Origin of the sequence: Paenibacillus sp. FSL H8-0034 (assembly GCF_038000305.1) — a bacterium.
GTDB lineage: Bacteria > Bacillota > Bacilli > Paenibacillales > NBRC-103111 > Paenibacillus_S.
Genome location: NZ_JBBOBS010000001.1, coordinates 335,057 through 355,908, shown reverse-complemented (window position 1 = coordinate 355,908; position 20,852 = coordinate 335,057). Strand labels below are relative to the sequence as shown.

Annotated in this window: 24 protein-coding genes; 1 reads left to right on the top strand and 23 read right to left on the bottom strand. The window is 43.6% G+C overall.

The window, feature by feature from the left end; translation table 11 throughout:
- Positions 1-70 precede the first annotated feature (70 nt).
- The 21 genes from NST47_RS01635 to NST47_RS01535 form a co-directional block, all read right to left on the bottom strand.
- A complete protein-coding gene (locus tag NST47_RS01635) occupies positions 71-1,312 on the bottom strand; it encodes a PDDEXK-like family protein (RefSeq protein ID WP_341153653.1) in 1,242 nt (413 codons plus the stop codon).
- A gap of 143 nt (positions 1,313-1,455) precedes the next feature.
- Positions 1,456-2,496 (bottom strand): hypothetical protein, encoded by a 1,041-nt coding sequence (locus tag NST47_RS01630; protein ID WP_341153652.1) that lies wholly within the window; start codon positions 2,494-2,496, stop codon positions 1,456-1,458.
- Positions 2,497-2,570: 74 nt separating this feature from the next.
- Positions 2,571-3,737, bottom strand: a complete 1,167-nt coding sequence (locus tag NST47_RS01625) for a helix-turn-helix domain-containing protein (RefSeq protein WP_341153651.1) — start codon at positions 3,735-3,737, stop codon at positions 2,571-2,573.
- Positions 3,738-3,767: 30 nt separating this feature from the next.
- Positions 3,768-4,532 carry a DUF5986 family protein gene (locus NST47_RS01620; protein ID WP_341159580.1) on the bottom strand — a complete coding sequence of 255 codons (765 nt, stop codon included), beginning with the start codon at positions 4,530-4,532 and terminating at the stop codon, positions 3,768-3,770.
- Positions 4,533-4,632: 100 nt separating this feature from the next.
- Positions 4,633-6,297 carry a recombinase family protein gene (locus NST47_RS01615; RefSeq protein ID WP_341153650.1) on the bottom strand — a complete coding sequence of 555 codons (1,665 nt, stop codon included), beginning with the start codon at positions 6,295-6,297 and terminating at the stop codon, positions 4,633-4,635.
- 5 nt (positions 6,298-6,302) lie between these two features.
- Entirely contained in the window at positions 6,303-6,755 is a 453-nt protein-coding gene (locus tag NST47_RS01610) for a recombinase family protein (RefSeq protein WP_341153649.1), read from the bottom strand.
- Complete coding sequence (locus NST47_RS01605) at positions 6,728-8,311, bottom strand: recombinase family protein (protein ID WP_341153648.1); 1,584 nt, start codon at positions 8,309-8,311, stop codon at positions 6,728-6,730. The genes NST47_RS01610 and NST47_RS01605 overlap by 28 nt, the downstream gene beginning before the upstream one ends.
- A 22-nt stretch (positions 8,312-8,333) precedes the next feature.
- On the bottom strand, positions 8,334-8,555 hold the full coding sequence (locus NST47_RS01600) for a hypothetical protein (protein ID WP_341153647.1): 222 nt from the start codon (positions 8,553-8,555) through the stop codon (positions 8,334-8,336).
- A 154-nt stretch (positions 8,556-8,709) separates the two neighbouring features.
- A complete protein-coding gene (locus tag NST47_RS01595; RefSeq protein WP_341153646.1) occupies positions 8,710-8,871 on the bottom strand; it encodes a DUF960 family protein in 162 nt (53 codons plus the stop codon).
- A gap of 11 nt (positions 8,872-8,882) precedes the next feature.
- Positions 8,883-9,029 (bottom strand): DUF960 family protein, encoded by a 147-nt coding sequence (locus NST47_RS01590; protein WP_341153645.1) that lies wholly within the window; start codon positions 9,027-9,029, stop codon positions 8,883-8,885.
- Positions 9,013-9,327, bottom strand: coding sequence for a JAB domain-containing protein (locus NST47_RS01585; protein ID WP_341159579.1), 315 nt, complete (start codon positions 9,325-9,327; stop codon positions 9,013-9,015). The genes NST47_RS01590 and NST47_RS01585 overlap by 17 nt, the downstream gene beginning before the upstream one ends.
- Positions 9,328-9,377: 50 nt before the next feature.
- Positions 9,378-9,800 carry a hypothetical protein gene (locus NST47_RS01580; RefSeq protein WP_341153644.1) on the bottom strand — a complete coding sequence of 141 codons (423 nt, stop codon included), beginning with the start codon at positions 9,798-9,800 and terminating at the stop codon, positions 9,378-9,380.
- Positions 9,801-9,848: 48 nt separating this feature from the next.
- Positions 9,849-10,046, bottom strand: a complete 198-nt coding sequence (locus NST47_RS01575; RefSeq protein WP_341153643.1) for a hypothetical protein — start codon at positions 10,044-10,046, stop codon at positions 9,849-9,851.
- Between the two features lie 409 nt (positions 10,047-10,455).
- A complete protein-coding gene (locus NST47_RS01570; protein WP_341153642.1) occupies positions 10,456-12,747 on the bottom strand; it encodes a DUF927 domain-containing protein in 2,292 nt (763 codons plus the stop codon).
- On the bottom strand, positions 12,699-13,292 hold the full coding sequence (locus tag NST47_RS01565; RefSeq protein WP_341153641.1) for a bifunctional DNA primase/polymerase: 594 nt from the start codon (positions 13,290-13,292) through the stop codon (positions 12,699-12,701). Before NST47_RS01565 ends, NST47_RS01570 begins: the two co-directional genes overlap by 49 nt.
- Positions 13,285-14,085 carry a hypothetical protein gene (locus NST47_RS01560; RefSeq protein ID WP_341153640.1) on the bottom strand — a complete coding sequence of 267 codons (801 nt, stop codon included), beginning with the start codon at positions 14,083-14,085 and terminating at the stop codon, positions 13,285-13,287. The genes NST47_RS01565 and NST47_RS01560 overlap by 8 nt, the downstream gene beginning before the upstream one ends.
- Before the next feature lie 43 nt (positions 14,086-14,128).
- Positions 14,129-14,893 carry a hypothetical protein gene (locus NST47_RS01555; protein ID WP_341153639.1) on the bottom strand — a complete coding sequence of 255 codons (765 nt, stop codon included), beginning with the start codon at positions 14,891-14,893 and terminating at the stop codon, positions 14,129-14,131.
- 117 nt (positions 14,894-15,010) lie between these two features.
- Positions 15,011-15,463, bottom strand: a complete 453-nt coding sequence (locus NST47_RS01550) for a hypothetical protein (RefSeq protein WP_341153638.1) — start codon at positions 15,461-15,463, stop codon at positions 15,011-15,013.
- 168 nt (positions 15,464-15,631) lie between these two features.
- The gene (locus NST47_RS01545) at positions 15,632-16,693 is read right to left on the bottom strand and encodes a helix-turn-helix domain-containing protein (RefSeq protein ID WP_341153637.1); all 1,062 of its coding nucleotides are present in this window, start codon (positions 16,691-16,693) and stop codon (positions 15,632-15,634) included.
- 313 nt (positions 16,694-17,006) lie between these two features.
- The gene (locus NST47_RS01540) at positions 17,007-17,435 is read right to left on the bottom strand and encodes a hypothetical protein (RefSeq protein ID WP_341153636.1); all 429 of its coding nucleotides are present in this window, start codon (positions 17,433-17,435) and stop codon (positions 17,007-17,009) included.
- Positions 17,436-17,536: 101 nt separating this feature from the next.
- A complete protein-coding gene (locus NST47_RS01535) occupies positions 17,537-18,853 on the bottom strand; it encodes a stalk domain-containing protein (RefSeq protein WP_341153635.1) in 1,317 nt (438 codons plus the stop codon).
- Between the two features lie 183 nt (positions 18,854-19,036).
- Between NST47_RS01535 and NST47_RS01530 the strand changes: the two genes are divergently transcribed.
- Positions 19,037-19,408, top strand: a complete 372-nt coding sequence (locus NST47_RS01530; RefSeq protein WP_341153634.1) for a helix-turn-helix domain-containing protein — start codon at positions 19,037-19,039, stop codon at positions 19,406-19,408.
- Here NST47_RS01530 and NST47_RS01525 read toward each other — a convergent pair.
- Entirely contained in the window at positions 19,401-19,667 is a 267-nt protein-coding gene (locus NST47_RS01525; RefSeq protein WP_341153633.1) for a hypothetical protein, read from the bottom strand. The two genes, NST47_RS01530 and NST47_RS01525, sit on opposite strands and share 8 nt — an antisense overlap.
- Positions 19,668-19,907: 240 nt before the next feature.
- Positions 19,908-20,480, bottom strand: a complete 573-nt coding sequence (locus NST47_RS01520; RefSeq protein ID WP_341153632.1) for a hypothetical protein — start codon at positions 20,478-20,480, stop codon at positions 19,908-19,910.
- Positions 20,481-20,852: the final 372 nt, after the last annotated feature.

Sequence of the window (20,852 nt, the reverse complement as noted above, 5' to 3'; positions counted from 1 at the left end):
ACTGATAGGTCCCCTTCAGGAAACTGGAGGGGGACCTATTATGGTGTTTAGATTGGATTGTCGATGAAGTTTAGATCTTGATATTCGGTTGGCCCAAATTAAATCCTCTAAGGATACCATCAAGAACAGTATTGACTTCATTAAATTTAAATTCGTTCATCAAGAAATTCATCCGTTCAAATACATGGTCAGCATCCGACCAATCCTCTATATCCACGCTTCTAGTTCTCAATTTTGTAAATCTGGCGCTCATATTCGTTAGAGCAGCTGCCCTTATTCTAAATAAATTATCACTATCACTTTGAACTATATGATTCAGTAAATTCACCCTCAATTGCCCATCCTGTATAGGTCCAACTTCGAGTATCAAGAATAGCCTTTCTTCCTGTGCAGCGAAGAAATATGTGAAAGGATAAGGTGATTTCCACGGACCTACTATCTCCGGCATGTTTCCTCTAATTGATTCTGGTATAAACCAATGCTCTTTATCGCTCAAATGGAAGCCAGGATGAACTGAATGGTCAATAACTGAGATATTACCTTTAAGTATGTCTATAGCTTGGTTTAATGTAGATGTTGATACCGCACCATATTTAACTATTGCATCTATTGCGTCTCTATGATGTTTGTAAATTTCACGGCACAAATTAATCAACTGCTCGTCCTGCATTGTTAATACCTCCAAAGTCTTGGCATAATAGGATATGAAGTCAAATATTTTCTCGTTCATTTTATCTTGATTCGTTTCTAGAATTGCTTTCAGAATATCTAGAATGCCAATATGACTGAAGCTATAATATCCTGAGTGAGGGGCTTCTTCCCCATCTAATGTAAGAAACACAGGAATTACGTGCTGAATTGAGGGATAGGCAGACCTGACAATGTTTAGATATTTTTGTAGTTGGTGATCTCCTAAACCTGCATGGACCTTGTTCTCAATGAAAAGAATGAAATTACTTTTTTTGGAGACAACAAGAATATCTATGTTCCTCCATTCACGAAGAACCTCAGCATCGTGAAAACTTCCAAGAAGAATATCAGTTATTTGTAAATCATGATTTTTAGTAAGCACATCTCCACAGAGTATTTCGGCACTTAGCTTTTTGAGAATCATATCACTTAAAGAATGATTTTCATTCGGATCAAGAAGCCAAGCCAAAATATTGGAATGTCTTATTTCGAACTGATCTACTTTCAACACTTTGAATGGGTTGAACTCATTAAGTTTAGAATCAAGCCTATCAAGAAGCTGATTGTTAGCAACAAATCTTGTTATTTTCTGATACAATTCCTGATGATTTTCATTAATCATACCTTAAACCCCTCTTCCTCAATAGCACTTAACAAAAGTATCCATAACAATAGTATTCGATGTAGATGCGCCTCTCTCCTTTCTAACTAACTAGCACAAATATAGCAGAGCGCAAGAACGAAATAGCCGCTACTTATTCAAGCCTAACCGCTGAGATTGGACACTTTAATGTACTTAGGATTGATCTGTACCTTCTCGTCCAGATACTTCTTCCAACAGGTATTATCTCTAGAAGGATCATTGGCTTGCTCAGTGAAATATGCTCCTATACTGCCTTTCTCAAACAAGAAGTAATCCCTCCCTCTCTGATTTCCAAACAATGCGACCATCGCGTAATTGTAGCTGGAGCCAATCGCAATCCCTGTCTTCTGCATGGGGATCTGTTTTTGAATCTCTTCTATTGTAAAAGCAGTCTTAGGCTCAACGCCGCATCCTTCTAAGGATTGCAAGAGTAATGCAAACAACAAATCAGCGTTCGATCTCAGAGTAATTTTATCAAGATCAAAGACTTCCGATTTGAATGTATTCCAATCATGCTTCTTTGAGACTGCTGGCGCCACTTTAGACCTGGATACGGGAACGGTCTTGACCCTATGCTTTCCGAACATCATGAGGAACTTGTTCAGATTGCGTTTGCTACCTTTCAATTCTTTGACAGCAGGTGGGATTACCCTCAAAAAGTCGGAGAAAGCTACGATGTCGTCCATGCCCATCGGATTACGTTTCCAAACCCAATCCTCTCTAATCGATGACATGAGGTAATTCATGGCTCGAAAGCTATGGGGGTCTATAAGACCCACTTGTTCCGGATTCATTAGATGGGCCAAGAAAGCTACTGTTGTAAAAGATTGATGCCCAGCCAGCCGATCTTCCCAATAGGTAAAGGTACTATTAAGATCACATTGCCCTAATTCGGCAAACTCCAACCAATGCTTCTGTAGTTTGGCTATGATGACCTTGTGTGCAGGGACATAGGAGGACTTTCCATAATGACCATGCCTCCACTCTATCACTTGTCTAATGTCATCTATCTCTACACTTTTGGGATCAGGGAACGCAGACAACCATTTCTTATAGGGTTCCTCGGGGTACTTTGCTTCCTCATATTTTGATGCATACTCGCTGAAATGCTCAGATACCACCTTCGCGATGGACTCTATCTCTTTCTTTGTTAATGCCGACATACTTTACTCCTCCATCTCCGTCTATTGTTAGGTAATACAAAAAGGAGTATAGGCTTAAAATACTCCTACACTCCTTATACATCTTGAGGGAATTCTCTGTTTTTCTTTATGCTTACCACAGGACTGCTTTGGTTTTTACTGGTTAATGTTCCTTTGTCTAACCCAAGTAACAATTCAATTTCATTGACGTTTAAACTTAGGTTATTATTAGAGAGTTGCTTTACAATTTGGTCCCCACTCATTACCTGATTTATAGTTAAAATCTCCACTGCCTTTTTCATTAACGAGGGTTTTGAAACCTGTATTATGTCATCTAGTGGCTCTTTTGATCTCCAGCCTTTCTTAGAAATCTGCTTCATCAAATTTTGATACTGATTATTATTAATCACTTTTAGTTGATACGCGCGGACAATCATTGCAGATATAGAAACTCTCCATTTTTTCTTCAGTTCCACGTAATAGTCTAGCTTACTCGGGTAAACTAAATCATTAATGAATGTATCCCTCGGAAGTAAAAATGAGGCTGCAAAATGGTTAGCCTCGCTTTCTACTTGACGAAACTCCTCACGAGATAATAGCTCCAAGTCATGCGACCAGTCATGGAGTATAACATGACCTAGTTCGTGGGCTGCATCAAATTGTCTTCTTGTAGCAGACTTTTTATCGTCCCCCAGAACTACAAAATAATACTCAACCCCTTCGACTTGTTGACGTTGACTAAATGCGTCAATGTCATCACCATCAGTCGCGAACGAAGTAACAACTAATCCATTCTTCTCAAGAAGTCGAACCATATTGTTTATTGGTTCATTCCCTAATCCCCAATATTGACGTACCCGATTAGCAATGTCCTCAATTTCATCAATGTTAAAATTTCGATCAGGAATATTAAGCTTTGGGAATTCCACAAACTTGTTAAGAAAATGGTATATACTTGCTACAATTTTCGTTTTTTCAATTTGTGACATTCGATCTTTCTTTTTAGAGGTGAGCAATGCTCTAAAATATGTATTACCCACTTGGATTTTTTCTTTATCTTCTTCATAAAAATACTCTCTTGGAAAACCTAACGCACTTATGAGTCTGAGCAACGTTTCTAGGCCAGGAGCTTTTCCATTCTCGAATTGGGAAATTGCTTGTTTAGTAACCGCAACTTCTTCAGCTAATTCTGCAATGGTTTTCCCCCTATATATCCGGGCTGTTCTTAGCCTGTCACCATTAAAAACCTTTATAGTTGGCATAATAAACTCCTCCCAAGAGAAGTCTGGAGATCATTCCTCGTTGTCCTTCTCTTTTTCATCTTCTCTAGGTTGTACGAGATCTTCCTCTTGTTGTGGGATAATTCCTTCACGTAGACCGATATGAATATCTTCATCTTCTGAATCAGTCGATATACCTGAAGTAGTGTATGTGTTCGTAAAGTCGGCTGTAATGTGCTCATTCCAGTTTTCTTCAAATGCAATACCTAAGCTTGCTGTAGGAATATATGCAGAAACTGAAGTGATTTCATCTTTTTCTGATGAAAAAGTGATTACTGAATAATATTTCACTTCACCCTCTATGTTTGCAGTTAATTCCTTCAACACTTCTTGAACCTCATCGGCCCAAATTGCACCGTCCATATCAAATAAATCCTGTTCCAAAAATCTCTCCACATCGCTGACATCTTCTAGTGATTGATTATGGGAGGCTAATGCATCAGCATAGTGCACACGTTGTCTGCTAGTTCGATCCTGTAATTCTCCAAAGCGTTTATCTCTCATTAGAGAGTACAGAAACATTGTTTCTCTGTCGTATATTAATACGAATTTCCAAGGTCCTCTTTTGACTTTTAAACATTGAAATCGCTGACCTTGGAATTTTCTGATAATATTAGTGTTTGTGAAGTCCCATCTTAGAAAATGTATACAGTTTTGTGTCTCTAGATCATACTCTAAAATGAAATCACGTATGTCGTTTTTATGTGCATTATAGATAGCTTCTATAAATGCAGACTTTTCTTGATCTGACAGAGGAATCCTCGACTCGAACTTCACCGTCAACACCTCACTCCCATAATGTATAAATCAATATTACCATTTCCCTTTAAAAAGTCAACCAAATAACCTATTAATGTTTATTTAACATTACCCCCAGTCAAATTACTACTGAAATGCTCTGACCTTGGATCCCTCGCTTCATATGGACAGCAAAAGACCCTCCTGCATGGGTCGCAGAAGGGTCAGCGGCTAAAAAATGTTGCACCGTATTTACATCAAAGTTCATCTGGATTTGGTCGATCGTTCGCGTATCCCTGACCGTAATTTGCTTGATGACCAGATGCATAAGCGTCTTGCGCTGGTCGAAGGAGGAGGATTCCAGAAGCTTATCGAACTTATCCAACAGCGAACGGACAACTTCGTAGGACACAGGCTGAGAATTGTCATCTTTCAGTTCAAATGCCAGTTCGGACTTTTTGACATGAAGTCGGTCGAGTTCTCCATTAATGTCATCGAGTCGCTTCGAGAACATCTCTCTTGCCAAACCATCGGCCTCGTACAGATCAAAATATTTCTGTTTCTTGCCCTCAAGTTCGGTTATCTTACTCAATAGATGGTCAAGCTCCTGCTGGAGTGGCTTGATACGTTTCGTTTTCCTTTCATTGATGTTCTTCACGATGCCTCTCAGCATTTGCGGCAAGGCAAGCACCTCTTTGATGCGTTCTATTACATACTGTTCCGCTTCCTGCTTGCGGATGCTATTGGCGCTGCACACCTTACTGCCCTTGTTTCGGAAGTTGCTGCAGGAATAGTACAGTCGCGTGATCTTGCTGCCATCCTTTTGCCGATTCTGAATGCGGTTCGCTACCATCGGCCCCCCACATTGTGGGCAACGGATGAGCCAGGTCAACAAGAACTCTCCATCAAAGCGTTTGAGTGCCACGACAGACTTCATATTCCGAAGGTACCTTACCTTATTCCATAATTCTTCGGAGATGATTGCGGGATGCAATCCTTCAAAAATGTCCGGCTTGGGGTTGCGTCCTTTGCGCCGCTTGTCACTCCAGTTTTCGAAGCGACAATAGCGAACTTTTCCCGCATAAAAGGGATTATCCAATATTTCCTTTACGCCACTGATGGAGAAGGCACCCCCAGGTTTAGTAACGTACCCTTCGTGATTCAGTTCATTGGCAATCGACTTGAATCCCCGACCAGCGGCGAACCTCTCGAAAATCTTGGTGACAATAGCCGCTTCTGCTTCAATGATTTCCACGTTGGATTCGTGATGATTTGAGACGTTATTAGCGTCCTTTACGGCTCTGTAACCAAGTGGTACTTTACCGTTATGCTTTCCTGTACGTGCCCGTTGCTTTAAGCCCATTTTCACGTTTTCAACGATGGTATTTCGCTCGAATTCTCCTACCGAGGCCATCATCTGTAGGGTGAATTTCCCCATGGGCGTTGAAGTGTCAAATTTTTCAGAGAAAGAACTGAAAGCAACATTATGCTTCTCAAGTACCTCAACCATCTGCAGCAAGTCAATGGTGTTCCTCGCCAGTCGATTGAGTTTCCAAACCAACACTTCGTCAAACGAATTCTTTTCTGCATCCTTGAGCATCTGCTGTAGTTCTAAGCGTTTTTCCATGCTCTTACCGCTAATCCCTCGATCTACATACTCATGAAAGATTACTTTTTCAGAGTAGAGGCAGTGCTTTCGCAGCGTATCGAGCTGGGCATCGATGGAGTAGCCCTGCTCGGCCTGTTCTTCGGTACTGACCCTGACGTAGATGGCGACACGAGTTGGTTTTTCCTGATTACTCATTGTTCCTATTGCAACTCCTCTCGACTTGCCTCTTCAAACTCAGCTATCGCAGCCATCATCTGTAGAGTGAACTTACCCATGCGAGTTGAAGTATCGAACTTCTCAGAAATAGAGGTAAAAGTTACGCCATGCTTATCCAACAGTCCGGCTATTTCTAGAATATCCGCTGTTGTCCTCGCCACTCGGTTTATATTACAGACCAACATCTCATCAAAAAGACCTTGTTTTGCAGCTTCTAATAGTTGCAGAAGTGAGTGTTGATTTTCCACATGAATGCCACTAACTGCTTTATCGCTGAAGATGCTGACGATTTCTTTGCCTTCCAGATGACAATGAGATTTTAGCTTCTCGACTTGTTCCTCTATGGTCCAGCTACTTTCTGAGTGCTCATTCCGATTTGTACGTGCATAAATAGCGACACGAGTATGTTTTACGCAAGTTTGTTGTTGGTTTTCCACAGTTCTTCCTCCAATTGGTTGGTTAGTTGTAATTGTTGTAACTCTGAACTGCAATGGATGGTTGCTCTGGAGATATTACGGTCAAGTGGCAACGTGATTTTATCGAACAGGCTTCGAAGAAGTTTCTTTTGTTGTTCCACTGGAACCGTTTGGAGCATCTTTTGAAACTGTGTAAGCACATTTCGGATATGGTCACTTTCCATAGTCTCCATTTGGCGGTTAACGAGCTTTTGCTCAACCTTTTGGAGAGTAACTTGTATTGCCTTTTGCTGCTCTTTCAACTCGGTAAGCTGCTCTACAAAGCTGATTTGTTCAATATGCCCGTCCTCAAACTGTTCGAAACAGTGCTGCTGTCGGTTCCCAAACGAGCTAAGTTCCTTCTCTAACCTTTTCCACTCATTCTCCAGCGGTTTCCGATCCGTGTCCCTTTTAGCGTTCACCGCCGAGACAATTTGCTTGAGCAATTGGGGATTCATCACTATCTCTTGAATTTGCCCAAAGAACCACCGTTCCAAATCATCCGCTCGAATGGCATTTGTACTGCACACGGCAGAACCCTTATTGGTGTAGAGTGAGCATACATAATAATAATTCTTTCGAATCGTGCCACTTTTGTTATAATTTTTAGTATGTGCTGCTATCATGCTGTACCCACATTGAGGGCATTTGAGCAGGCCAGATAGCGGAAAATGACGGTTTATCGTTTTAGTTGTCGGTCGTGAGCGCTGATTATGAATCGATTGCACCGCATCCCAAAGTTCTTGCGAAATGATCGACTCCTGTTCGCCATCCATGATTTCCACTTCCGAACCTGCCTTCGTTCGGCATAGGCTACTGCCGATGCGGATTTTTCCGATATAATTTGGGTTATTTATGATTCCTTTCACCGCCGCGATGCCGAAGGTAAGTCCCTTTTTCGTTCGGTGACCTTCTGCGTTCAGTCGATTGGTAATGGCTTTAAACCCGAAACCTTCCGAATACAGTTCAAAAATGTATCGGACAAGTTCCGCTTCTTTCTCCACGATTTCAAGTTGCGACTGTCCTGGCTTCGGTTTTTTGTGCCATTGGTAGCCAAGTACCATGTTCCCGCTATTCCAGCGGCCCTGCCGATTTCGTTCATGAATACTAAGCTTGACGTTTTCACAGATTTGGCCCCGCTCCAGTTCAGCCGTAGCGCCAAGCATCTGGATGATGAAGTTTCCCATTGCCGAATCCGTTTTAATATCTTCGGTCATACTTTGTGCGCTAACATTATTTTTATTAAAAATTTTCAGCATTTGGAGTAGATCTTTTTGATTACGGGCCAATCGGTTGAGTTTCCAGAAAAGGACGATTTGAAATCGACCCTTCTCGGCATCTACCAGTAGTTCCTGTAATGCCTGTCTGCCCTTTATCGATTTAGCGGACTTCCCTGCATCCACATACTCATTGAAAATGGGAAGGTTATGAATGCGGCAGTATTCCCTTAGCACGTCCAATTGTCCGTCAATACTATAACCCTCTACTTGCTCCTCCGACGAGACACGGACGTAGAGCGCCACTTTTTGGCTTGCCATGGCTCTTACATCCCTTCTTTTTTCATGCTACGATTTGGTAATCCCATGTTCCAAGCAGCTCCGCTGTTAGCTCATGGTTGGCAATTTCCTCAACCTCTGCCAGCATGATCGGCTCCAGCCAAATCATTGCTTCCGCGCGGTGTGCAGCCCTTCTATCCTGCATTGAAATATAGTTAATGATCATATCAGACAGCAAGTCAATGGCCGATTCTAATTCATTTTGAACATTGAAGACATCGCTCACATCGGTTCCTCCTTGGAAAAAAAGAGCCTGCTTCTTTTTCAAGAAGGTGTGCAAGCTCTATTTTTGGTTTCGTCTATTCTTAATGATTTCGATTGTTATTTGAAGGGCAATGACAATGAGGTTAATAACTCTTGGATTCATATGCCGTACCCTCTCAGTATTCGGATGGCAGGAGCATCGTCACATACTCGCCACTATCAATGATCCAAACGGTAGCATCATTCAGCGGCTTATCAATGCCTGGAAACCTGCTTGATTTGCTACGTTTGGGCTGTTCTTGGGACTGGTTAATCACTTGTATCTTCCGATTCCCCATGGTTTCCGCATTCAATTAAATACCTGAAGGTAGTCCATCTTTAGCCCATTTCGGATATGCTCGTCCAGCATTGCCCAAAGAACCAGTTGAAGCTCAGGGGTTATTTCATTATTAATTCCTCGTGTTACGTATCGCTGGTACTCAAATGTATAAGACATCTACATCAGTCCCCTTTCCTTCAAGCTTGTAAATCGGATGATTATGACAAGCTATTATGGACGCAGAATTTGCAAGTATGGCCAGTTTGAATGTCTCCCTGGGGTGGACAATGGATGCGTTTAGAGAACCGCAGGATACTTGATGCATAGCGGTCGGCTCATTTTTCGTATTAAGGCATAGGATACAAAATGATTCCCGATCACAGTCGCCGATGAATTGGCGGAACAAATCAACCGCATCTTGAGGTGAGCGAATCACACGATTAGGGTAGAGTAGCGATGTTTTCTCTCGTACCATTCGAAGTGAAACAACTTCGATCCGCTTAGCAGGTTTTTGTGTGGAGTCTCTCATTTCATGTCCTCTTCAGCTAGGCATCCAGATTTCTCAGCAAACCATTGTTCCAAATCTGCTCTTAAAGTGCCCCTAAGCGCGTATATCAGCAGAAAGCACTCATTATCAGGCATAAGGCAGGCTCGGTACATACAAAACTCATCCGGCAGTTCCACCATTTCCACGTACTCTGGTTCAGTCTCCAGTAGATTAACAATCTTGTTACCATCTGTTAGGATGCAGGTATCTTCTGATTGAACCAACAGCATACGGTAGCCATGTTCCACTAGGGAGAACGGCTTTTCATCGTCATGATGAAGGGATTCTTGTATCTGCTTAAACTCTTCTACAAGGTACGTCATACCCTCTTGAGATAGTGTACCTTTCTTGAATTGACTCACAATGGAATCTTGACTTGTAAGGTTAACCAAATAGCTCATCTCCTTAGAATCTTCTCTAGTAATCAACAGCATTCTAAGGAATAATATCTATTTATAGGTTGGAGCTTCAGCGGCATCGTTACACGCCATTGCACTATCAGGCTCTTGAAAAAGGCACTGTTTATTTTGTTTGACGTATTTTTCAAGCTCAACTAGCTGCTCTTCCATTAATAGGCTACATTGTTCTTCGGTTGAAACTCTAATATAAGCTGGAACTCTCCGTATTTGAATATTTGAATTAACCATAGTAATTCTCCTTACAAAATTTTAGTGGTGTTTCATTCTTTCTTCACTTTTTCTGTACCCCTAAGCGCGGCAGCTTGCTTTGTTGATGAAACGTCATTAGAAAATGCCCTGTTAGAACCAGGTTTACAAGGATATAATTTAAGAATGCTTTCTGTTTATTTACGCTCAGATGTTCCCCTCCCAGACAGGGGCTATGCCCCTGCTTGCGTCGTGTGTCATACCATGTCGCGTCTAGCCTCTTGAAGAGCGCCCCTGTTTCCCCTGCTTTGGAGAGGGGGATGACGGTCATGCTAGATTGGCAGGGGGGGGAGACATTTTATTTTCTTTTATTTATTTTTTTGCAGGGGCAGTAGGGGCGGATGCCCGGCTTTTGCTTGCACCGCATGGCCCCTCCACCGCCCCGCTATCTTTAAGTTGCAGGGGTTTCTTCCCCTTCTTCTGGGGCAAACATGGCCTCCATTTGAGGGGATGGTGCCTGCTCTCGTCGCGCTCTGGCAGCGGGACGCTCGTCTGCCCCACGCAAGGCGGAAACCTTTACCCAAAGCGTGCGGTCACGAAAGCGGCCAATCGACTTTTTCTTGGTGTATCGTTTCTGCTTGCCTTCGATCTCGATTTGCGTAAAGCCTTCATCTGCGAGATGTCTCCAAAGCATCTGTTTGGTGGTGGGGAAGCGTTCTTCTTGACGCGACAAGAATTGACTGACTACGTTGTACAACGGATCAGGAAGGAAGTAGTAGAACTCATTGTCGTGCCAGCCAACATGGGTACCGCTTGGAGCAACACCATCGACCGCTTGGGGCTTAATGTTAAGTGTGTGAATGCTTCTGTTAGCCAAAAGCTGTGAGACGATGCTGAGGAAGCGTGTCGTTGGCTTAACTTCTATTACTTGTTCCCCCTGCTCGTTGGCTATATCAAGGAAAAGCTCCCAGCCTTCGGTAAGAAGCTGGTCGTGACGCTCATGGGTAATGGCATCGATGCTAAGGGCATATTTAAGAGCGTAATGAAGTCCGGTGTAAAGTATCGTAGCCGCCTCTACGAGTCTGCCATGCACATTTAGTCGGGAGGCTTCGTTCCGCTTTTCGTGAAGAAACTCCATTAGGTGCTCAGTGTCCTGCTCCTGCATCTCTTGTCCCAACCACTCCAGGTAGCCGACCATCGCCTGCGAAAGAAGCTTGCTATCCTTTTGGGCCTGCGTCAGCTTAGCCAGATCGACGTCTCCCGGAAGCACTTCCACCGGATACAAGCGAGAATTGGTAGATGCTCCGTTTAACATGTCCTCAGCCGTTATCAGACACAGGCCGCGAGGTACGTTTGTCATTCGCAAAGAACCATCAGCATTCATCCGCCCCCTTCCAATCAAATCACCGAACCCACGGATGAGCTGCTGGGCGATTTGTTCCATTTTCTTTGCATCGACTGGGTTGTTATTCGGATGGTAATCATCCACTAGAAGAACGCTATCTTTGCAATCGGAGGCTATCTTTTCAATGGAATTTGCCGTGTCCTTGAAGCTTGCCGGAAGATTTTTGGCCGTAAATGTACCGTAATGGCTCAAAAATAAGGCCGAGAGAGAAGACTTCCTACCTCCAGTTTTGCCATATACCCAAAGAAGGAAGGCTGGCGGAAAGCTTGCTTTTTCTAGCCATTTACGTAAAGGAGCAAGGTACATAAACGCAAACAACGGCAATGTGACGCGAAGCGGTGCTAGGTCGAGTAGCTCTAAGCTTGCCCGACTTGCTTTGACCCGATCCCCCGAAGAGGCAGGCAACTTGTACTTTGAAAGCCGCTCTTCTAGCTCCACTTTTACGTTAGTAGCACCGATGCACCCGTTTGCATGAAGGTAGCAGTTTCTTTCATTAATCTCTTTCCAGCCAATGTGAGTAAATATGGATTCTTCAACTGCATTTTTCCCCAGGTGCTGAAAGACGTATCTTGCCTTGTCCTTTACGGTTGGTCCGGGAAACAGGTTAGGCTCCAGCCCCCATCCCGAAGGCCATTGCATGGCCGCAAATTGGGAGTCGGGAACCAGAATGTCCGGGAATCTCTTTCCGGTTCGAAGAATTATCCCTTCAATTAGGTAGAACCTTTGCTTTTCCTGACCGTTATCTTTCACAATGGTTTTGGTCGGAACAGCCAGAAAGTTGGAGATCGGGACAGCTTTTTCATTTCCTTTGTAATAGATCATTTCACACAGCAAACCGTTCTCAATCGCATAGCCTTCCGGTATGTCGTTGAGTATCGCCTCTTGGTCCACTTTGCCTTTTGAGGGCTTTTGTTGGAGGAACGCGGCGGGGGAGTTTGTAAGTTCCCCTGCCTCATTCTTACTCACTTGATCGCCAAAGCATTGGTGCATCTGATCATCGCTGCATCCCATAGTCGCACAGCGGGTAGGGCCATGATCTGACTTAGTCATCTCTTGTATTCTTCGTTCACTTTGCTGGGAGTGCTTGTGGGAAGCTCGGGAGAACGCTAACGCTTCAGCAAGGAATTTCGCATTAGCAAATACCGCGCTCCATCGGAACCAAGCTTCTTCATTCAGTCCTTTATCTTGCTGCCCTTCCCAATCTTCGGCAAATCGGGGACAAGACTTCTTAAGGCCATCGAAAGACCCTTTCACAGCTGGAACGGTCCTCAGTCCCTTTTTTGGAGGGGTTATTCGCTGAACCATCCATGCTGGGGCGATTGGTAACTGAATTCCCATGGGCTTTTCCCTTCCTTCCATTCGTAGATGCCGCCATTTGCGTGTTTGGATGGCGGGAGAACCGTCTGTTGACCGTCACAGAGAAGCGCACATTCTTCATGTGATTTATCCGGATGGCTTTCGACATATTTGACGGACCGAATGCCGTAGGGAGCAGCGTACATGAGCCGCCTGCCTCCCCCTGGGGTCGTAAATTCAAGCGTATCGGGGAGATCACCATTGCTCCATTGCTGCAACAGCTCTTCTCCGTAATCTCCGTCCACGTCGATAGCGACGACACCTGCTCGAGTGCCGAGGACTAACCCAACATTCATGGAAGGCCATTGCCTCACCCATTCGTCAATGGTCCCGGGTTTAGGAATGGAGGCATTCGGCCAATCTTTCAGAAGAGGCATCTTTCCAGGCCTTGAGCAACTTTTACGATGTTGTTCGCTCATGCCGCTATGATCGTGCGAACAGAGAGGTATGACGGGCCAACCTAGCGCGGCGAGGGCCTTCGTCGCTTCAGTGACATTGCTGTAGGGAGGCAGGAACTTGTCAGGCATTTGATTCACCTGCTCCGAACTTGCTTTGCAACAGGCCAAGCTGGTGACTAAAATCCTCTTTATCGTGTAGATCGTAATAGTGGGCAAACTCGTTGGGGATCTTATCTTTCTGCCCAGGAAGCCAAAAGACGCTGCTTAGCATATCGGTTGTTTCTTCCTTTCCAGTGATGTGCCACGTTACTTCGATGTGATCGTTCGCCTCTTTTATATGAATAGGCTTGGGATCTCTGGATTTCAGGCCCTTCTTCATGTTATCAATCCAGATACGCCGGAGGTCCTCAGGCACGTTCTTAAGCGGGATTGCCTCAAAAGTATCCACCTTGGCCGTTATCGTTGCTTTCTTCGCTCCCCAAGTATTACGAAATGTGGGGATTGCCTCCATGAAAAAAGGTTTACTCATTTCGGTATCGTCAGCATGAAAAGCGACAAGCCTTAGGTCGAAGTCATACTTGTATACCGCTTCATACAACCTATTATGCATGGAGGCCCTCATTAGGTGGTACAGATGCAACACGGCATTTTCGTCATTTACCGGAATCGGTTTTTGTAATAAGTAAGAAGCCAAGTGGTGCTCACTTTTATATAGCGGCTTATAGGCAGGGGAAACAATATGACTTGGCGCTTTTGGCATCTTGGCCATCAACTTCTTGAATTCAGTAGTTGAAAGTTCCTCAGCGAAGCACACGATGTCATAACCTCTTACAATCGCTTTTTTCTCTTTCTCAAGCCTGTAAAAAGTTAGATTATCATTAACGGATTCGTTCAAAATATAGAAATTGCGCAAATCTTTCACGCTCCTTGTAAAAGTATGAATACTGGCACTGCACTGGCATCATCTATGAGTACAGCTCGTTAACATGGAACTCGACCCAGTAGTCGGTTACACCCATTTGTTCACACGAGCCAATGATATGAGGGCTAAAACATTCCGAAATGACCCACAAAACATCGTTCACGCTGTAGACAATTGGGCCTTCCTCAGCATAGCAGTAGAAGTACATACCGCCGTCTTCGGCTTGTTCGATTTCCAGCACTTCGAAGCGTTCCGATATTTCTTTCTTTAGCGCTTCTTGGTTAACATGGGCCTCTACAAATATGCGGTAGCTCGGCATGAACCATTCGGTGTTAAGTCCCGTTTGCCATTGGTTTACCTTGATGGTACAAAAGCCGGACTGCCGATCTTCTATGAAATCGACGGCCTCATCTGTTCCTTTTTGGTGAATGAGTTCGGTTAGGGAAATATCTCCCTCCTCCGTGTAAGTGACGCACTCAAAGTTTTCTTTGGCACCTATGGAAAAGACAAACTTTTCGATGTGCGAATCAGCTTCTGTCTCGTCAAGTCCGGCTATAACGGAGATCGTACCTGGTCCAGAATTGTATTTCAGCTCCATTTGCTTCGCAAACCCTACAAGTTCCTTTTCCGATTCGACTTTAAATGGTACAACGTCCACCTCTAGTCGGGTACTGTGTTCATGCTGATATTGAACCGTAAAACCAAGAACACGGGCCTTCCCTGCATTGATTTTTGACCGTATTTGGATTTCACCGCCGAAATATTGAACCTTCTTTTCCAGTAAGGTTTTTATCGTAAATTTCCTCATTTCGATCTCCTCCATTGTGGCTAATGAATCGCCATTTCGATTAAATTTTGATATGTCATGTCGTGTACCCGAACTCCGCGGGTACACGCTTCAAAGGATTCCTGACAATCGTTTCGTTTATTTTCTGAGTGGTACAAAAGCCACCTCTGCATCATCCAGGGTTAGGTAGGTTACATCATAAAACGAAATGCTGCTTCTACCGCTGAAGTCAAGATCGAAAAGCGCTGTAAGTTCATCTACAAGCTCTTTTGAGTAAATAACCGCCTTACTGCTCGTTTTCCTTAACGTGAAACTTGAGTCGTTGTCAGGAAGTTTGGAGCTAATAGCAATACCTTTATCGTTTACAGAAACTTGTACCTTTGCAGGAGAGCCGATTTTACTTATTAAATTGGGGCTGATTGTAGTGCGCTTTCCGTTACCTGGGGTATTTATCACGGAAAACACGCTTTCACCACCCGTGCCCTTACTTTGGTGCTTGCTGCCGACCGCTTTAAGACCGCTGATTAGGTCAGCATCTTGGGCTGAGTCAATCTGTTGATTGGTTACGATTTCTTCGTGATTGTTTGTCATTTTGTTTCCTCCCGTTTCTTAGGTGTTAAGGTCGCTATCAACCTTACGAAACCAAGAATACAGGAAATCCTAAGAATGCTCAGAAATGACCAACTCGCTCCCCTCTGAAACAAGGCGACAAAAAAGCCAGGACCTGAGATAGGCCCTGACTAGTGTAGATTTATCGAATTATCTTTTCCCAAAAGTCTTGTGTTTTTCGTAATACTTGAGTCCTTCCATGAAGGCTTCGGTAACTTTCTCTACTAATTGACTTTTTACGTTCACTTCGCTGAGCTTAGAATTTTTCAATGACTTCCTTAATTGCTTTTCCAACTTTTCCATCACAATAAAGTGCCTGATATTATACTCTAAAGAGTTAATTGGGGCAAACAAAAACTCGACTTGCTTTTCACAATCACCGAATATTTCCTCCGCCGCTGCCTTCTCCCAATCTAATTGCTGCATAAGGATCAGTACTTTCGAAGATTTACCGGATTTATCACCTTTCTCTTTGTCACCTTTTTTAATGAGCCGACTTATGAAGCTTGTGTATCTCGAATAGTCTGGTGGATGGAGCATACTTGACGTTGTGATTGTCGTTTCAAGCTGACTCTCCTCGAATAGATCAATGTCGCTAATATTGACTGCACAAAAAAGTTCGTAGTCATAATTCAATTTGATCAATCCGGCATTTTCGAGGAATCTCCCCAGATACAGCCGATGCACGTACCAGCAATCGTCACCAGCCCTTCGTTCGTGTTCTAACTCGATAAACCGCTTTTCAAAATCCCTTCTTATTCCCCTTTGCTCACCTTTCGTTACTGTGTTCCTGCTCTCTACTCTGTTATGGGACAGTAACCTATGTGCGGAAGATTTGCTTAAATGGACGTTGAACTTCTTTAACACAGTGTCCTGTACCATTTTAATTGACCATCTAGAACCATGGTATCCTTTGGATACCGGGTGTTTCTCAAGGAAACTGATTATTTTTTCTTCTTGTTTGGGAGCTAAACTCGAAGGCCTTCCACTGCGATTCTTCTCTCGCAAGGCTTGATGACCTTGGTCGTTGAATGTGAGAATCCATCTTCTTATCGTTTCAGTAGACACATTTAACTCATCTGCAATCTGCTTATTTGACAACCCTTTATGTTTAAATAGGACAGCTCTCAGCTTCACTCTATATCTCTCATCACCGATATTACTTTGTAATTCATGTTGCATTAATTCAACCGTTTCCGCATCTAATTGCATAGCTCTCACCTGCTTAGTAAAAATCGATTGAATTCATTCTATCACAAGCAACTCCTCTCGCATCATAATTATATATGGATGAATATACTTTTGATTTTTGCGGGTTTCTTTACAATTGTATTATCGGGTGCCTACTTTATAAATACGAGGAATTATGCAAATGCGTGATACTCCTTACTACTCTCTTCCAAAGCTACCCGGTGGAATAATATTCTTCTACAAAAGATACATGAGTCTATGTAAGTATTGAAATCGTTATCTGAGGGAAAGGAAAAACCCCGACCTATAGAATTCGGGGCTTCCTGAAAAGGCCTTACTTATTAAGCCTTAGTCTGATTTTCGGATTTGTTTCACTCATCTCGATGTCCGTATCCACGCTATAGTTCTTAAGCATTGCTACAACGAGAACAACTGTTAGAGCTATGATAGCTGTGATGATGACCGTTTCCGTGATACCAAGAGTAGCCAGAGAACCTGCCTGAGTCGTGTTAGGTTGCGATTTCTCCAGTAATCCCAGCTTGTCCTTAACCTTGTAGGCTCTGCCCACGTTCTTGGTCAGTTCTCCTACGACAATGATAGTACCGTACCTCTTGCTTACGGCATCCTTTAGCTCTGCCTTGGTGCTGATCGTGATTTGCCGATCTGTGAACGTCTGTTCTTGTCGGAATCGCTTATTGTCCTGCTTCTCGGCTTTTTTCACAGCCGCTTCCGCTTTCTTCATATCCATCTTATTCTTCATCATATCGAAAAAAAGTAAGCCCAAGGTTTTGTCCCTCCAATCTCCTTTTTATTGTCCCTATGCCCGCTGTAATGCGAACACAGGGATCTCCTCAATCTTCTCTATTACTCTTTCTTTGCTGCTGCATTTATCATATTGCCTATTTTGGTGCTTCCGTTCTTGTAAGCTATATTAGCAAGAGTAATGCCCCTATTAGGCGGGTTAGGATTAGCTCCTGCATCTAACAATGCTTGTACAATTTGTACGGATAATGCATCGTCGCGGCTTGATTGTCCAACCGCATAGAACAGCGGAGTGCTTTCCAAATCATCAACAAGATTAACGTCCGCACCCTTGGCAATCAGATCTTTGACCGCATTGACGTTCTTATCAAGAATAGCGCTTACTAGTCCAGTCTTTACATTATATGCCTTATCCTGAAGCTTGCGCTCTTCTTCCGCTTTCCGTTCAGCTTCTTTAGCGCTTTGATCTTCCAAATACCTATCCAGCGCTGCAAAGAAGTTCCCTGCCACAAATACGGTTACTGGCGCTTCGAACTGATTTCCGAGTCGATTAACAAGTCCCGTTGTTGACGAGCCTACAGGAACTCCTCTCATTTCGATGGTATGCCCTTTAGAATAGTTCGTCGATCCAACATAGAAAAGCTGAAAGTACAATCCTCCGCTTTCACTTTCTCCGTATGCAAGGGTCACCACTTGCCCGTTGTCCAAATTCACTTCCTTGACATCAAAAAGGCGGATTCGGTTGAGTTCTGTGATGGTCGAATTGTATTTCACAGGATTCTTGGAGAGCTCGCCGCTGCCGATTTGTTTCGACTTTCCTTCCAGGGAAAACTTGCCCCTATTCTCCGAGAAGAAGGCATCTCCATTGCTCGCAAGTACGTTATATGTAGCATCGCTCATTTGCAAACTCTTATCGGTATTGGCAGTAATGACCTCTTTCAGAATGTCAGCATATCCCTTATAAGCGCCGCTGTCCGCTTTTGGAAGTTGGGACTTATCTGTTGAGATCAGTACGGAACGCGTGTCGCCATCCCATTCGATCTTCTCTCCAAGGGCTTCCCCGATGAACCGCAGCGGCACCATGGTAGATCCATTGATAATCTCAGGTGCCACGTCCAACTCTGCTTTTGTTTCTCCTATCCAAGCTCCTTTCCAACCAATCTGCAGTCGTATGTTCTTAGCACCTTTCTCGGCATCGATGATTTGCTGGTTTCCATCCCACTCCACTGTAGCACCGAACGCTTCGAAAATTGCTCTCATTGGGACTAATGTAGACCCGTCCTTAATAATCGGCGCTTGCTCGAATGATTGTAACTTCCCTTTCAGGTAGACATTGATGCTGTCGTCTGCAAATGCAGTTCCAATTTGCCCGAGCAGTAGCGCGGCGGTAACAATAGGTGCGAGAATTCGTTTTTTCATGTTCACTTTGAATACCCCTCTTTTATTTGATAATGGATGTACAACCTACGCATAGTAGTATCTAATAATACAATAAAAAGTCATATTATGTATTATTAAATACCATTTTATCATCTAATTCGTATTTGTGGTAGTTGGTTACTAAGATTAACTCTCTCTACGCTTATCATGAGGTGATTTCCCATGGTTCATAAAGCGAAAAGTGATCAAAAGGCTGCAGAAGCGTTTGTAAAAATAGTAGGAGATAGAATTCGGGTACTACGTACGGAGAAAGGACTATCGCAGGAGAAACTGGGAGAATTGGCTGAGCTGAACTCGAACTACATCGGCCAGATTGAGCGCGGTGAGAAGAGCCTATCTGTTTTTACTTTGAAGAAGGTTGCTGAGGGATTGTCCATGTCATTAGAGGAATTATTCCGACTGATTGATCCTGCCGACCGAACAGATGCATTGGGGGAAATTGTGGAGTTGTTGTCGGTAAGACCGACACAGGAACACACCAAAGCGCTGGTGGTTCTGAAAGCCGTACTTGATTGGAATGAGAATACTAAGTAAATTGGGAAGGCTTATGGTTCATGTCACGGGCCGTAAGCTTTTTGTTTGCGCAGACGATCAGCAATTCGCGTTCGAGTTTGACTTGAACGTCATGTACGGCACTCAATATATCGCGGACAGTTTGAACATGAATTGGCCCATCTTTGTCATAGAGCGTCTGTAAGACTGTGTCGATTGTCTCTTTACACGTTGCAATGCGGTTGATTAAAATATCTTCTTCCTCAACAAGCTCTTGATAATCCTCATGTGGATTCTTCATCGATCCTCACCTCCTTTCCGGCAACTGGCCTTGATAACTTTTTGTAGCCATTCCATACGTAACGTTCTCCGTAAATAGCTTTCGAATCAGATATTGAAACTGTTGCGGTCTATGAAAATATCTTCCCCGCAGGAAGGATTCGGCTCCTTTTTCAGTAAAATGTCGAAAGTAGTGTCAATTGCGTCATGTTACGCTTCTGACAGCACTTTCGCTATTTTGGGTTTGCTAGTTTGCCTGGGGTTAGAACCATTTGTCGAAATCATCGGAAATGGCCGTCTTTGAGGGGAGCACTTCTTGTTGCTCCTCTGTCAGCTTGTAGTCCCCATCTTGTCCGTTCAGGGCAATCCTCTGCTCTTGCGTCAGAAACGGGTCTTCGAACTGCAGGCAGCAAGGCTCTGACAATTGGATAACCCACTGAATAGCGCTTGGTATGGGTCCCCCATGGAACTTGGGAGCATCAGAGAATGCAGCTTCTTCCATTAGAATCTCTATCTTTTCTGTGCCGCTATCCAATGACAGGCAGAGGGTTGTACCGTCTACATATACGTTGCTGCCTTGCAAGGTGGTCGTCCGCAGCACCACACGAATTAGAAAAGCCTGCTCAGGATGGCGTATTTGGCTCTCATCCAAGCAGGCGGGTAAGTATTCTTTTAGGTTGTGTGCATAGGGAATTATGGAGAGCACCATGATCCATATGTTGCCGTAGGAGTCAGGGTCATTCATTATATCACCGTTCCGTTCTAGCTTTTCCTTCAAATATTTCAGCAGCTTGCTTTCGATTTCTTGTGGATGATTATCTGTTCTTTCAGTCATTGTCACTACTCCTCACATGGTTCAATTATTGATATCCCTGGGATTTCGATTTGGTTTACATAAATATAGAAGCCATCTTGTCTGCCTAGCAAATGGCCGTTTGTTCTTTTCCTTTTCGTAACATAGTATTCGATCCGATCAGTGGAACCGATGGTTAATGAGTCGTCGCTCCACACTTGTATACATCCCAAATCAACCCTGGCGAAAGTCGCTAGGGCTTTCAATCTTTCATTTGGGAAAAATCTCATGACAAAAGTAACTCCTTTATTCTGGCATTGTTTATCCTAATGCTCAGAATGAAACCATCGCTATTTTGGGGATTTTTGTATTCTTTTATGGTTTTCTTCTCTTTTCTACATTGTTTTTTTGATG